Consider the following 13239-nt stretch of genomic DNA (forward strand, 5'->3'; position numbering starts at 1 on the left):
GCCATGATGCTTCGTCCCCGTCAGACCCTGCTGGTGGAGCGCTCGCTCGCGGCGCTGCATCAGCACGGCAACACCTTGGCCATCGGTCCCACCGGCTCGGGCAAGACCATCATGCTGTCGGCGGTGGCCGGCAGCGTGCTGGAGGAGCCGGACGCCAAGGCCTGCATCCTCGCCCACCGCGACGAACTCACCGCCCAGAACCGGGAGAAGTTCGGCCGCGTCAATCCGGGACTGACTACCTCGGTGTTCGACGCCCAGGAGAAATCCTGGGCCGGCGCGGCCACTTTCGCCATGGTGCAAACCTTGGCGCGAGGCCGACATCTTGAGCAGATGCCGACGCTCGACCTTCTGGTGATCGATGAAGCGCACCACGCCGCCTCGCCCAGCTATCGAGCGGTGATCGACCGGGTACGGTCCCGCAATCCGAAGGCCCTGCTCTGCGGCCTGACCGCGACCCCGAACCGGGGCGACGGCAAAGGCCTGCGCGAGGTGTTCTCCAACGTAGCCGACCAGATCACCCTGGGCGAGATGATCGCCTCCGGCCACTTGGTGCCGCCCCGCACCTTCGTCATCGACATCGGTGTACAGGCAGCCTTGCAGCAGGTCCGCCGCACCGCGATCGACTTCGACATGGACGAGGTGGCATCGATCTTCGACAAGCAGCTGGTCACCGACGCGGTCATCCAACACTGGCGGGACAAGGCCTCCGGGCGGAAATCCATCGTGTTCTGCTCGACGGTGGCACATGCCCGCCATGTCTGCGAGGCCTTCATCGCCGCTGGGATCCACGCGGTGCTGATCCATGGCGACTTGTCCGACGCCGAGCGCAAGGCGCGCTTGGCCAACTATGAGTCCGGGCCGGCCCAAGTCGTGGTCAACGTGGCAGTGCTGACGGAAGGCTACGACTACCCACCGACCGGCTGTGTGGTGCTGTTGCGGCCAAGCTCCCACCAGTCCACCTTCATCCAGATGGTGGGCCGGGGCCTGCGCACGGTGGACCCGGAAGTTTTTCCCGGTGCCATCAAGACCGACTGCATCGTGCTGGATTTCGGCACCGCCAGCCTGATGCACGGCACCCTCGAACAGACGGTCGATCTCGACGGCCATCTGGGCCAGGGCGAGGCGCCGACCAAAGACTGCCCCGAATGCGGCGCGATCGTTCCGGCAGCCTGTCTGGAGTGTCCGCTGTGCGGCCACCTTTGGGAGCGGCAGCCTAAAGACCGCGGAGTGCTCAGCGATTTCGTCATGAGCGAGATCGATCTGCTGAAACGCTCGCACTTCCGCTGGTGCGACCTGTTCGGTAGTGACGACGCCCTGATGGCCGCCGGCTTCAGTGCCTGGGGCGGGGTGTTCTTCCTGACCGGCCGTTGGTACGCGGTGGGCGGCGGCAAGGGTCTGCCCACCCATCTCCTCGGCGTAGGCGAACGCACCGTCTGCATGGCCAAGGCCGACGATTGGCTGAACGAGCACGAGTCCGTCGACACCGCCCACAAGACCCGTCGCTGGCTCAACGAACCGCCCACCGAGAAACAACTCCGCTACCTGCCACCCCAGTGGCAAAGCGACTTCGGATTGTCGCGCTACCAAGCCTCCGCGCTGCTTTCGTTCCAGTTCAACAAGCGGGCCATTCAATCCTTAGTGCTGGGCGCAGATGCCGCGACCCACGATACCCAACGGAGGGCGGCTTGACAAATGATCAGGACAGAATATTTGCACAGCCGCGCAGCGGCTGCCCGAAGGGTGGCGTACAGGGATGCACGCCATGATTTGCGCTATCTGCGGAAGAGAAGGCCGGGGCTTTTGCTGGGCATCGTCCCACGACGCTCCCCACGACTCAGGCGACAAGCGACTGTTCAAGCGCTTCTGCTCGAGGCGCTGCCAGGACATCCATCTGCAACGACTGAAACGGAGCGACGGCGTCGTGATCGATCCCACCCATAACGAGAAGGCGGCGATGGCGGCCGTGCTGCCCCGCCTCGGCGACTACGTCGCGGCGGTCGGCATGGACCGGCCGCTGTCGGCCTACAGCCGGGCGGAAATCCTGCAACTGGTCGACGTGGTGCTGACCGCCTATTTCGACCACCTGCGGGAACACGCTCCCGATGACGTGCCGTTCTGAGGGGGCGACCATGCTGGATTACAACCCTGGCGCCTTGTTCAACGAACGTCTCACGGCGCTGATCGATGCCGGTCTGCAGCATCGCCAGGCCGGTGAGCCACGCCGCACTTATCTCGGCGCGTCTCGCCTCGGCGTGGCCTGCGAGCGCGCGCTTCAGTACGAATACGCCCAGGCGCCGGTCGATCCCGGCCGTGAGTTTTCAGGCCGGATGCTGCGCATCTTCGAACGTGGCCACCGCATGGAGGAGGCGGTGGTGGGCTGGCTGCGCGCAGCGGGCTTCGGCCTCCGCACTCATCAGGCCGACGGCGAGCAGTTCGGGTTCTCGGCGCTGGACGGCCGCCTCCAGGGCCATGTCGACGGCGTCATCGTCGGCGGGCCCGAAGGCTTCGACACCCCGGCTTTGTGGGAGAACAAATGCCTGGGCGCGAAATCCTGGCGCGAGCTGGTGAAGCACCGCCTGGCCAAAGCCAAGCCGGTCTACGCAGCCCAGATCGCGGTATACCAGGCCTACCTCGCACTGCACGAACAGCCGGCGCTGTTCACCGCCGTCAACGCGGATTCGATGGAGATCTACGCCGAGCGCGTCCCCTTCGACGGCGGGCTGGCGCAGCGGATGTCGGATCGGGCCGTGCGTGTCATTACTGCGACCGAAGCCGGCGAGCTGTTGCCGCGGGGTTTTGCCGATCCGGCCCACATCGAGTGCCGGCAATGTGCTTGGGGCCTGCGCTGCCGGGGAGGCGGGGCATGAAGACCCGGCAGCCTTCCGATGACAAACGGGCGCAGCGGCAGCCGCCCAGGCCTCTGGTGCGTCTGACGGTCATCGACAAACTGCTGCGCCGGCATATCGTGTTCGCCTGCCCCGAAGCCCACCTGGCAGTGGCGGTGATCACCCTGGCCATCGGCGACTGCATCGATCCGGACGACGCCCTCCGCGCCGAGGCGCGGTACTTCCTCGCCGGCCCGGCCCTGGAGTTCTGGTGCGATGCGGTCGGCCTGGAACCGGCGTTCGTGCGTGCGATTGCGCACAAGGGCGGGTATCTGCCGAGCGAGACGGCGCACGGAGTCGGAGTGAAGCTCACGCCGAAGGAGCTAGGACTTGCTTGACTTCAACGACGCGCTGCCCAGGCCGGCCAACCCCGCCGATCTGACGCTCCAGCGCGAAGCCGTGCGCGCCGATCTGCTGGCCCGGTTGCCGTCGGTGCTGAAGACCTTGTTCCCGGCCGGCAAGGTGCGCGGGGGTGCCTTCGCGATCGGCAACGTCCAGGGCGATCCGGGCGACAGCCTGGAAGTGGCGCTTTCGGGCGAAAAGGCCGGGTTGTGGTATGACCATGCGACCGGCGAGGGCGGGGATCTCTTCGCCTTGATCGCCGCTGTCCACGGCCTGGAGACGCACGGCCAATTCGCCGAGGTGATGGCTCTGGCCGGTCAGCTGTTGGGTACGGCGCGGGTCGAACCGACACCGCTGCGGGAGAAAGCCCCGGTGGATCGGCTCGGCCCCGCCACGGCGAAGTGGGACTACGTCGCGGCGGACGGCACGCTGATCGCCTGCGTCTACCGCTACGACCCGCCCACCGGCAAGGAATTCCGGCCGTGGGACGTGCGCGCCCGCCTGTGGCGCGCCCCCGACCCGCGTCCGCTCTACAACTTGCCGGCGATCGCCCAGGCGAAGGAGGTGGTGCTGGTCGAGGGCGAACGGTGCGCCGACGCGCTGGTCCATCAGGGTGTAGCCGCCACCACGGCGATGAACGGGGCCAAGGCGCCGATCGACAAGACCGACTGGTCGCCGCTCCGGGGCAAGGCCGTGCTGATCTGGCCGGATCGGGATGCGCCGGGCTGGGACTATGCGGAGAACGCCGCCCGCGCTTGTGTGACGGCTGGCGCGGCCTCGGTCGCGATCCTCGTGCCGCCGACGGACAGGCCCGACAAGTGGGACGCAGCCGATGCCGTGTCCGAGGGCTTCGATTGCGTCGCGTTCATCACCCACGGCGAGCGCCGCGTCATCGGGGTCGCACCCCCGGTACTGCCGACGCATACCTTGGGCGCCTTGCTCGATGATGACTCTCCCGTCCCGCCGGACCTGATCGCGCCGCGCGTACTCACGCCCGGCGGCCTCTTGGTGTTCGGCGGGGCGCCCAAGGTCGGCAAGAGCGACTTCCTGCTGGCCTGGCTGATGCACATGGCGGCGGGGGCCAGCTTCCTCGGCATGACACCGCCGCGTCCCTTGCGGGTGTTCTATCTGCAGGCGGAGGTGCAGTACCACTACCTGCGGGAACGGGTGAAGGGAATCCCCTTACCGTCGCACCGGATAGCCGAGGCGCGGGTGAACTTCGTCGCCACCCCGCAACTGCGTCTGGTCCTGGACGAGGCCGGCCTGGCCCAGGTGATCCCGGCCATTGTTCAGGCGTTCGGCAACACTCCGCCCGATCTGATCGCCATCGATCCGATCCGCAATGTGTTCGACGGCGGCGAGGCCGGGGGCGAGAACGATAACGGCGCGATGCTGTTCTTCCTGTCGCAGCGGGTGGAACAGCTGCGCACGGCAGTCAACCCGGACGCCGGCCTCGTGCTGGTGCACCACACCAAGAAGCTCGGCAAGAAACCCTTCGAGGAGGATCCGTTCCAGGCCCTGGCCGGCGCCGGCAGCCTCAGGGGCTACTACAGCACCGGGATGCTGCTGTTCCGGCCGGACGAGACCCAAACCACCCGCCAACTCATCTTTGAGCTGCGCAATGGCGCGGCGCTCCCGGTGAAGTCCGTCGACAAGTTCAACGGTACTTGGCGCGAGGTGGTGAACACCGGGCGACGGGTCCTGCAGGACTACGCCGAACGCCTTGATGCCGAGCGCCGGCGCAAGCATGACGTGATCCTGCAGATACTGTTCGACGAGGCGGCGGATGGGCGCTGCTACAGCGCCACCCAGTTCGCCGAAGCCTTCGAGGGTCGCGCCGGATTGGGCGCGGAACGCACGATCCGCGAGCGGCTCTCGGTGCTCGCCACTCAAGGTTACATCAAGTTCTTCCGTAACGCCGAGGACTACGGACTTCCCCCGTTACACCGCAGCAAGTTCGGCTACCAATGCGTCGAGGGCATGGTGCTACGGCGGGAAGATCCCCCGGATCCTGACACCGGAGAAATCCCGATGTGGCCGGTTTCGGTCTACCCCTCCCACTACAAATGCCCCCAGACCGGCGCCTTGCTGCCGGTCGAAGACGCCACGATCTGGCTCTACCACGACGAGGACCATCCATGACAACGACCTTGATTCCAGATGGCGGACGCTCTGCCATCTGCCCCTTGAAATCTGCCATCTGGATCCAGACGGCAAACGTCCGCCATCTGGGAATCCATATACTTCAATCGCTTACGGTCCAGATGGCGGAATTTCCAGATGGCAGCGCCGCCAACTCGCCATCTGGCGCAACCGATTGTTTATACGAAACAATTTATGGAATTCCAGATGGCGGAGACTCCCTCCCCCTACGGGGGAGAGGCGCGCTACGCGCCCTCTACCCGTCCCGTAGGGGCCTCTCTGGGCTAGGAGATAACGACGAAGGTGACCGGACCACGCTGCTGGCCCTCGATCTGGGTACTCACACCGGCTGGGCTCTGCATCAGCGGGACGGTACGGTCATCAGCGGCTCCGAAACCTTCAAGCCCCAACGCTTCGAAGGCGGCGGGATGCGCTTCCTGCGTTTCAAGCGCTGGCTGACCGAAATCAAGCAAGCCGCCGGCGATCTGGATGCGGTCTATTTCGAGGAGGTCCGCCGCCATGCCGGCGTCGATGCCGCCCACGCCTATGGCGGGTTCCTGGCCCACCTCACCGCTTGGTGCGAGCACCACCAAATTCCCTACCAGGGGGTACCGGTGGGAATGATCAAGAAACACGCGACCGGCCAGGGCAACGCCAACAAGGCCGCCATGATCGCTGCGATGCGGTCACTGGGCTTCGATCCGGTGGACGACAACGAAGCCGACGCCCTGGCTTTGCTGCACTGGGCACGGGTGACCCAAGGGGGGGGCGTATGAGCGGACCGAACCCTAATCCCCGTTGCCCGCTGGGAAAGCTGCAGCCGCAGGTCACCGACCTCGAAGCGGTCAAGCGCGAGGGCTGGCGCGAGCAGCACATCCTGGTGGTCCATCTGACCGACGAGCGGCTGGATTTCGTCGAGCGGGAGTTGATCCGGCAGATCGGCGAGCGGCTGTACGGCCGCCAGGAGTCACGCCGTGGCTGAGTGGACGATCGAGCGCGTGGCCGCCCGCTTCGAGGAGGCGGCCTGGACCGCCCAGGACTTGCCGCCGGTCAAGGTGCAAGGCTATTTCAACTGCTGGCCGGCCATCGCCCGCCAAGCCTGGGAGGGCTATGCCGACGAGACCCGCGAGTGCCGGGTCCAGCCGAGCCCCGACGCGGTGGACCGCATGCTGGAAACGATGCGCTGGGTGCTGTGGCTGGAGGAGGAACAACGTCATCTGGTCTGGATGCGGGCCGAGCGACGGGGCTGGAAGATCATCGCCCGGCGCTTCGGATGCTGCACCCGGACCGCCCAGCGGCGCTGGCAGCAGGCCTTGAGGCAAGTCGTGGACCGGCTCAATCACTAGAGATTTTTAGGCGTGGATACTTTATCAGCCGCTGATATAATATATGCATGGAAAGGGACCCTGGCATTGAAACCCTCCTGGATTTACAGGACCAGATCATTGATCAGGGCAGCGGATATTGGGTCAAGATCGAGGCGTATCAGGTTGAGCCAACGCCCGATGTGCCCCATGGCATCCGCTACTCACTGACACTGCATGAGCCCTACGGCAAAAGGATACTCGGTTATGACAATGCCCACGCAGTTAAACCGCCGAAGAAGTTCAAGTATGCGGGGCGACGTTTAACCTTCGACCACATGCATCGGCATGCCAGAGATCCAGGCGTTCCGTATGAGTTCAAGAATGCGCATCAATTGCTGGCTGACTTCTTTTCTGAAGTGGACCAAGTTCTGCTGGAGGTAAAAAAGCGATGAAAACCATTGTGATAGGCATCATGCCGCAAGAGGACATTCGCGAGCGTCTGCTGGCCATCGCGCGGGGCGAGCTCAAGCCCAAAACAGGGGATCCCAAGATATGGTTCACTTCGATGAGATCGCTTGCAGAGGTCCTGAGCGATGAAAACAGGGCGCTGCTCAAGGTGATCAGAGAAACCAAACCTGAATCGATCACGTCTCTCGCGGCAACGACGGGCAGGAAGCCCGGCAACCTTTCTCGCACGCTGAAGACGATGTCCCATTACGGCCTCGTAGAGATGAAGCGTGAAAAGAATCATGTCCGCCCCATCGTCAAGGGAACGGAGTACAGGATCGTCGCTGCCTAATTCGAAAACGACAGAAGCACTGTTTCGAATTTCCTTGAAGTGGCTCAACCTGATCGATCGCAAGGACTTGGAACTTCTTCTGTGAACCGGGCTGCCCGAGCGGCCATCAGCGCCGGCGATCGCCTCCACTGCATGCGGGAACTTAACCGAAGTCGATAGCGTTTGAAGGTCATCGGGGAACGCTGCGGGCGGCTGCGAAAACAGCCGGCTTTTGGGCTGTCGCATCCGAGGGCCGACGGGCGTAGAGTAGCGCTCAAAGTACAGCAGGTGTGACCGAAGGGGCGAGACGCCCCGCCGCCGTGAGCGGTTGCGGGTCCTTCCCGGCTCCTGAGGGCTACGGGGGGAACGCGCGCGGGATTTCGCTAGCGTCAGACTGCAAACCAAGGTTTGCAGGGTTTGCGGTTTGCACCCCCAGCCGGAGCGCACCACCCTGGAGGCCGCGCCGGTGCTGGCGCTCACACGGGAGCGCCCAACGCCCCCAGTGCAAACCTGGGTGCAAACCCCACCCTGCAAACCGGGTGCTGCCATCGAGGTTTGCACCCTTGGGCTTACCTCATTTCCCAAGACCCGCCCCGGTTCGCCGTCGGCGGGTTTTTTGTTGCTGCGTTACCTCGTGTCTACGGCTCGTTGCAGGTTCCGATCGGACCCTGCGCCGGGCCGTACTTTTTTGGGATTGCTACGAACCCTTCATGTTGCAGGTCGAATACCGTCCGCTGGAAAAGTTGATCCCTTATGCCCGCAATCCGCGCACCCACAGCGTGGATCAGGTGGCGAAGATCGCGGCCAGCATCGTGGAATTCGGCTGGACCAACCCGATCCTGGTGGACGGGGCACAGGGGATCATCGCCGGGCACGGCCGCCTGGCGGCCGCCCGCAGCCTGGGGCTGGCGGAGGTGCCGGTGATCGAACTGGGTCACCTCTCGCCGGCCCAGAAGCGGGCCTATGTGCTGGCCGACAACCGCCTGGCTCTCGATGCCGGCTGGGACGAGGAGTTGCTGGCGCTGGAACTGGCCGAGTTGTCCGGTGCCGGGTTCGACTTGGCGCTGACGGGGTTTAACGATGATGAGCTGGAAGCTCTGCTGTCGATCGATACCGAAGATTCGGATGACGCCGAAGACCGCGAACCCGAGACGGCCGATGATGTCCCCGAGCCGCCGGCGGCCCCTCTGTCGCGTCCCGGCGATGTCTGGCAGTTGGGCCGACATCGGTTGATCTGCGGCGATGCCTCGGACCCGGACGTCGTCGCGGCGTTGATGGGCGGCGAGTTGGCCCGTCTCTGCTTTACCTCGCCTCCGTATGACAATCAGCGCGACTACACCTCCGGCGGCATCGGCGACTGGGACGGCCTGATGCGCGGCGTGTTCGCCCAGTTACCGCTGACCGACGATGCCCAGGTGTTGGTGAATCTGGGGCTGATCCATCGCGACAACGAGGTGATCCCCTACTGGGATCCCTGGCTGGGGTGGATGCGGACCCAGGGCTGGCGCCGTTTCGGCTGGTACGTCTGGGACCAGGGGCCGGGGATGCCGGGCGACTGGGCGGGACGCTTGGCGCCGAGCTTCGAGTTCGTGTTCCACTTCAACCGTCAGAGCCGCAAGCCCAACAAAACCGTGGCCTGCAAGTTCGCAGGTCAGGAGACGCACCTCCGCCAGGACGGCAGTTCCACCGCCCTGCGTGGCAAGGACGGTGAGGTCGGCGGTTGGACCCATGCGGGTCAACCGACCCAGGACCGCCGGATCCCCGATTCCGTCATCCGCATCATGCGCCACAAGGGCAAGATCGGACGGGACATCGACCACCCGGCGGTGTTTCCCGTGGCGCTGCCGGAGTTTGTCCTGACCGCCTACTCGGATCCGGACGATCCGGTGTATGAACCTTTTGGCGGTTCGGGGACCAGCCTGCTGGCAGCGGAGCGCACCGGGCGCCGGGGGTATGCGGTGGAGATCGCGCCGGGGTATGTGGATGTCGCGATCCTGCGTTTCCGTCAGAGTTTTCCGGCCATCCCGGTGACACTGCTAGACACCGGCGAAACTTGGGAAGTGGTTGCCTCCCAGCGGCAAGCGATACAGACGACGGCTGGATGATCATCGCCTGCCGATCGTCTTTTGGAAGCCGCTACTCGGCCAACTGCTCCACGCTCAGACCCATGGCCTTGGCGAGCTTGGTCAGCGTGGCCTTACGGGGCGTACTGTCGCCGCGCTCCAGACGGGCCAACGCCGGTTGCTGCATGCAGGCCCGTTGCGCGACGTCTTCCTGCGTCAGCCCCAAGTACTCACGCCAAGCACGGATCAGCGGCATATCGTGCAGGACATGGGCTTCCACCACCGCTTGGGGAATGGCGTCACGGACACTGCGGCGTTCGAGTAGGGGGCGGACCCGTTCGAAATCGGCGACCGGCACCAACACGAAAGCAGGCTGTCCGTCATGGTAGATGGTCTGGTATTCAGTAGGTGCTTTCATCGCGTTTCTTGACCTCCTCGATGCTGACCACCTCGATGGCGTCCAGGACATTGAACAGAATCCGGTAATCGCCCACGCGCAGCCGGTAACCACAGGCATGATTGACCAGCGCCTTGACGCCACCCACTGCCGGGAACCGCTCCAGCGCTGTCGTTGCAGTCAATATCCGCTGTTGAGCCGCCTTGTCGCCCAACTTCTTAAGTTGCTTCAGAGCTCTCGGCTGCCAAACGATCGTTTTCATGGCGCATAACAAATTATAACCAATATCCGAAAGCTATTGTTATATTCGCCAGCCGCTCATTTTTCAAATCCGAGCGCCTGCTTCAACGCCGGGAGCGGGGTCGGTTCGACTTCACCGGCCCGGGCGCGCGCCAGCGCCGCCAGCAGCCGCTCGGCGTTCCGGGGCGAACGCAGCAGATGCGCGGTTTCCATCAGGCTTTCCAGCTCATCGGCCGCAATCATGGCGACGGCCCCACCGGAACGGCGGCGGATGATGATCACCTCACAATCATCGACGGTGCGATCCATCAGCGATTCGAGTTGCTCGCGGGCCCGGCTGTAGGTGATTTCGAGCGTCATGGCGGTAAGCACTTCCGGCAAAATGCATTCAATGTACAACGCATGCGTCATTCCTGGGTAGCCGACCGGGTCGAGTCCTGGCCGGTCGACAAGTTGCTGCCTTACGCCTGCAATGCCCGCACCCACTCGGACGCGCAGATCGCTCAGATCGCCGCCTCCATCGCCGAGTTCGGCTTCACCGCGCCGATCCTGGCGGGCGCGGACGGGGTGATCGTGGCCGGGCACGGGCGCTGGGCGGCGGCCCGCCAGCTGGGCCTGTCCCAGGTGCCGGTGATCGTGCTGGATCACTTGAGCCCCACCCAGCGCCGTGCCCTGGTGATCGCCGACAACCGCATCGCCGAGAACGCAGGCTGGGATGAGTCCTTGCTCAAGCTCGAGCTGACGGCCCTGCAGGACGAAGACTTCAATCTGGGCTTGACCGGCTTCGATGCCGACGCCTTGCTGGACCTTTTGGCCGACGAGGCATCAGTCACCGAGGGCCAGACCGAGGACGACGTGGCGCCCGACGTGCCGGTGCAACCGGTCTCTCGGCCGGGCGATGTCTGGATCCTGGGCTCCCATCGGCTGCTGTGCGGAGACGCCACCCTGGCGGAGCACTACGACCGCCTCCTTGCCGGCGAATCTGTGGACATGGTGTTCACCGACCCGCCGTACAATGTGAACTACGCCAACTCGGCCAAGGACAAGCTGCGCGGCAAGCATCGCGCGATCCTGAACGACAACCTGGGCGAGGGCTTCTCGGACTTTCTGCTGGCGGCGCTGACTCCGATGCTCGCCCACTGCAAGGGCGCCGTCTACATCGCTATGTCCTCCAGCGAACTCGATACGCTGCAGTCTGCCTTCCGTACCGCCGGCGGCCACTGGTCGACGTTCATCATCTGGGCCAAGAACACGTTTACCCTGGGCCGTGCAGATTACCAGCGCCAGTACGAACCGATCCTGTACGGTTGGGCCGCAGGCGCCCAGCGCCATTGGTGCGGCGATCGTGACCAAGGCGATGTGTGGCAGATCAACAAGCCGGTGAAGAACGATCTGCACCCGACCATGAAGCCGGTGGAACTTGTGGAGCGGGCCCTCCGCAATTCCAGCCGGCCCGGCGACGTGATCCTGGATCCGTTCGGCGGTTCGGGCACCACCTTGATCGCCGCCGAAAAGTCGGGACGGGTGGCGCGGCTGATCGAACTGGACCCGAAGTACGTCGATGTCATCGTTCGCCGCTGGCAGGATTGGACGGGGAAACAAGCCACCCGCGAAGCAGATGGGCTCGCGTTCGATGCCCTCGTGTCCGAGACGGCGGGGGGTTAATCGGACTCAGACGTCTTGCCGTTTGATGTCGCGGTAGAAATTCTCATGCGGACCGAAGGTGAGCAGCTTGAGGGTGTCCGGTGCGAGGATCCGATAGGCCAACAGACACAGCGCATTCGACAAGCGGAATTTGTAAACCCGAACGCCGGCCAAATCGCCGACCTTGGCGACACCGATTTCCGGATCGGCGGCGATGGCGCGCACCACCTCGTCGAGGTCCAGCTTCTGGGGCCGATTGAGTTTCTTCGCCGCCCGATCGAAGGTGGGCGTAACTTGTAGGCGCATCAGCCGAAGCGGTATTCGCCGATGGCCTCTTCCTCATCTGCGACCAGGATGTCGCGGATCAGGGTAAACGGCAGATCCGGGTTCTCCTCGGCGATCTTGCCGATCATCGACCAGTGCTCGATCTGCTTGGGCACCGAACGGTGCTCGATGTGAGCATAGCGCCGGGCCTGCTCCACCAGGTGCTCGGACAGTTTGACAGTGACGGACATGGCGGACTCCGGCGCAAAATCGCAGTGTAGCCCCAAAGGTGCCCTGACGGAACCTTCCGCATCGCGCCGGTGGGGGTGCGGGGCACAGGTGGTCCCGCGCCCCAGCTCGATCATCCGATCTTGTAGATGCGATCGCCCCCTTCCGGCTTATCCGACACCAGGGTGAGCCTGAGTTTCTTCTTGAAGGCGCCGGCAAACAAGCCCCGCACGGAGTGGGCCTGCCAACCGGTCTCGGCGCAGATCTGCGGAATCGTGGCGCCTTCGGGTCGGTGCAGCATCCGGATGACTTCGGCTTGCTTGCTGTCCTCGCGGCTCTTTCGGACTCGCTTCCCGGTGGCGTTGGCCTCGGCGGCCTCGGCGTTGCTGGCGGGCATTTCGGTTTCTGCGCTGGGAGATATCGGCACCGGAGGCGTTCGGCCCACGGCGGCAAAACCTTCGGCGGTGACGCAATGATCCCCGCCGTTCAATGCGATCAATCCTCGCTTGAGCAGTCCGTCGAGGACTTTCCGGCGGGCGCCGCCCTTGATGTTGTCCGGAAACCAGTCGATGCGCCCCGCCGTGTGCTCGATCGCATGGTCGAGGATCCGGCGCTGGGTGTCGGTCAGGGAGAGTGTGTTCATGTCGATGCTCCTCAGTGCTTGGGTTTGGGGCAGCGTCGCCGCCGTCCCTCTGTCAGTGGACGCCCGACGGGATCCGCCAGGCGTGCAATTGATGTGTTCAAGTGTTGGCGGCGGCGGACTTGGTGCGCCGTCCAGCCTCGATCCCTGCCTGGTACGCCGCCTCCAGCGCGGCTTTGAGGCACCAGACCGCCATGTCGTGGAAATCGAGGTGATCCGAGTTTTGGGTTTCTAGGGTATCGATCCCGAGATGCTGCTGGGCGTTCCGGGTCAGTAAGGCGTCGCGTGGCGTCATGGCGTAGTTCTCGT

The 13239-nt window shown here is 64.5% G+C and carries 19 protein-coding genes; 12 read left to right on the top strand and 7 right to left on the bottom strand.

Annotation, left to right across the window (positions count from 1 at the left end; all coding sequences use genetic code 11):
* Positions 1 to 3 precede the first annotated feature (3 nt).
* The 11 genes from OOT43_RS09070 to OOT43_RS09120 all read left to right on the top strand — a co-directional run bounded on the left by OOT43_RS09070 (position 4) and on the right by OOT43_RS09120 (position 9559).
* Entirely contained in the window at positions 4 to 1689 is a 1686-nt protein-coding gene (locus tag OOT43_RS09070) for a DEAD/DEAH box helicase (protein ID WP_266024592.1), read from the top strand.
* A 73-nt stretch (positions 1690 to 1762) separates the two neighbouring features.
* Complete coding sequence (locus tag OOT43_RS09075) at positions 1763 to 2119, top strand: DUF6511 domain-containing protein (protein WP_266024593.1); 357 nt, start codon at positions 1763 to 1765, stop codon at positions 2117 to 2119.
* Positions 2103 to 2867, top strand: a complete 765-nt coding sequence (locus OOT43_RS09080; protein ID WP_266024594.1) for a hypothetical protein — start codon at positions 2103 to 2105, stop codon at positions 2865 to 2867. Before OOT43_RS09075 ends, OOT43_RS09080 begins: the two co-directional genes overlap by 17 nt.
* Complete coding sequence (locus OOT43_RS09085) at positions 2864 to 3223, top strand: hypothetical protein (protein ID WP_266024595.1); 360 nt, start codon at positions 2864 to 2866, stop codon at positions 3221 to 3223. Before OOT43_RS09080 ends, OOT43_RS09085 begins: the two co-directional genes overlap by 4 nt.
* Positions 3216 to 5369: an AAA family ATPase gene (locus OOT43_RS09090; protein WP_266024596.1), complete on the top strand. Its 2154-nt coding sequence runs from the start codon at positions 3216 to 3218 to the stop codon at positions 5367 to 5369. Before OOT43_RS09085 ends, OOT43_RS09090 begins: the two co-directional genes overlap by 8 nt.
* A complete protein-coding gene (locus OOT43_RS20675; RefSeq protein WP_266024597.1) occupies positions 5366 to 6145 on the top strand; it encodes a crossover junction endodeoxyribonuclease RuvC in 780 nt (259 codons plus the stop codon). Before OOT43_RS09090 ends, OOT43_RS20675 begins: the two co-directional genes overlap by 4 nt.
* Positions 6142 to 6351, top strand: coding sequence for a hypothetical protein (locus OOT43_RS09100; RefSeq protein ID WP_266024598.1), 210 nt, complete (start codon positions 6142 to 6144; stop codon positions 6349 to 6351). The genes OOT43_RS20675 and OOT43_RS09100 overlap by 4 nt, the downstream gene beginning before the upstream one ends.
* Positions 6344 to 6715, top strand: a complete 372-nt coding sequence (locus tag OOT43_RS09105; RefSeq protein WP_266024599.1) for a DUF6362 family protein — start codon at positions 6344 to 6346, stop codon at positions 6713 to 6715. The genes OOT43_RS09100 and OOT43_RS09105 overlap by 8 nt, the downstream gene beginning before the upstream one ends.
* Before the next feature lie 47 nt (positions 6716 to 6762).
* The gene (locus OOT43_RS09110; RefSeq protein ID WP_266024600.1) at positions 6763 to 7128 is read left to right on the top strand and encodes a toxin-antitoxin system TumE family protein; all 366 of its coding nucleotides are present in this window, start codon (positions 6763 to 6765) and stop codon (positions 7126 to 7128) included.
* On the top strand, positions 7125 to 7475 hold the full coding sequence (locus tag OOT43_RS09115; protein WP_266024601.1) for an HVO_A0114 family putative DNA-binding protein: 351 nt from the start codon (positions 7125 to 7127) through the stop codon (positions 7473 to 7475). Before OOT43_RS09110 ends, OOT43_RS09115 begins: the two co-directional genes overlap by 4 nt.
* 689 nt (positions 7476 to 8164) lie before the next feature.
* Positions 8165 to 9559, top strand: a complete 1395-nt coding sequence (locus tag OOT43_RS09120) for a site-specific DNA-methyltransferase (RefSeq protein ID WP_266024602.1) — start codon at positions 8165 to 8167, stop codon at positions 9557 to 9559.
* 31 nt (positions 9560 to 9590) lie between these two features.
* On the opposite strand, the gene OOT43_RS09125 is transcribed toward OOT43_RS09120, so the two are convergent.
* The 3 genes from OOT43_RS09125 to OOT43_RS09135 are packed head-to-tail and all read right to left on the bottom strand — an operon-like array spanning position 9591 to position 10514.
* Positions 9591 to 9935 carry a helix-turn-helix domain-containing protein gene (locus OOT43_RS09125; protein WP_266021462.1) on the bottom strand — a complete coding sequence of 115 codons (345 nt, stop codon included), beginning with the start codon at positions 9933 to 9935 and terminating at the stop codon, positions 9591 to 9593.
* Entirely contained in the window at positions 9919 to 10176 is a 258-nt protein-coding gene (locus tag OOT43_RS09130) for a type II toxin-antitoxin system RelE family toxin (RefSeq protein WP_266021461.1), read from the bottom strand. Before OOT43_RS09130 ends, OOT43_RS09125 begins: the two co-directional genes overlap by 17 nt.
* Before the next feature lie 56 nt (positions 10177 to 10232).
* On the bottom strand, positions 10233 to 10514 hold the full coding sequence (locus OOT43_RS09135; protein WP_266021460.1) for a type II toxin-antitoxin system Phd/YefM family antitoxin: 282 nt from the start codon (positions 10512 to 10514) through the stop codon (positions 10233 to 10235).
* A 42-nt stretch (positions 10515 to 10556) separates the two neighbouring features.
* On the opposite strand from OOT43_RS09135, the gene OOT43_RS09140 reads away from it, so the two are divergent.
* The gene (locus tag OOT43_RS09140) at positions 10557 to 11819 is read left to right on the top strand and encodes a site-specific DNA-methyltransferase (RefSeq protein WP_266024603.1); all 1263 of its coding nucleotides are present in this window, start codon (positions 10557 to 10559) and stop codon (positions 11817 to 11819) included.
* Between the two features lie 6 nt (positions 11820 to 11825).
* Here the strand turns inward: OOT43_RS09140 and OOT43_RS09145 are convergent, their stop codons facing one another.
* The 4 genes from OOT43_RS09145 to OOT43_RS09160 form a co-directional block, all read right to left on the bottom strand.
* Positions 11826 to 12104: a type II toxin-antitoxin system RelE/ParE family toxin gene (locus tag OOT43_RS09145; RefSeq protein ID WP_266024604.1), complete on the bottom strand. Its 279-nt coding sequence runs from the start codon at positions 12102 to 12104 to the stop codon at positions 11826 to 11828.
* Positions 12104 to 12313 (bottom strand): TA system antitoxin ParD family protein, encoded by a 210-nt coding sequence (locus tag OOT43_RS09150; protein ID WP_266024605.1) that lies wholly within the window; start codon positions 12311 to 12313, stop codon positions 12104 to 12106. The genes OOT43_RS09145 and OOT43_RS09150 overlap by 1 nt, the downstream gene beginning before the upstream one ends.
* 110 nt (positions 12314 to 12423) lie before the next feature.
* Positions 12424 to 12933 carry a DUF3489 domain-containing protein gene (locus OOT43_RS09155; protein ID WP_266024607.1) on the bottom strand — a complete coding sequence of 170 codons (510 nt, stop codon included), beginning with the start codon at positions 12931 to 12933 and terminating at the stop codon, positions 12424 to 12426.
* Positions 12934 to 13030: 97 nt separating this feature from the next.
* On the bottom strand, positions 13031 to 13225 hold the full coding sequence (locus OOT43_RS09160) for a DUF6900 domain-containing protein (protein ID WP_266021455.1): 195 nt from the start codon (positions 13223 to 13225) through the stop codon (positions 13031 to 13033).
* Positions 13226 to 13239 lie beyond the last annotated feature (14 nt).

The sequence above is a fragment of the Methylococcus mesophilus genome, assembly GCF_026247885.1.
Lineage (GTDB): Bacteria > Pseudomonadota > Gammaproteobacteria > Methylococcales > Methylococcaceae > Methylococcus > Methylococcus mesophilus.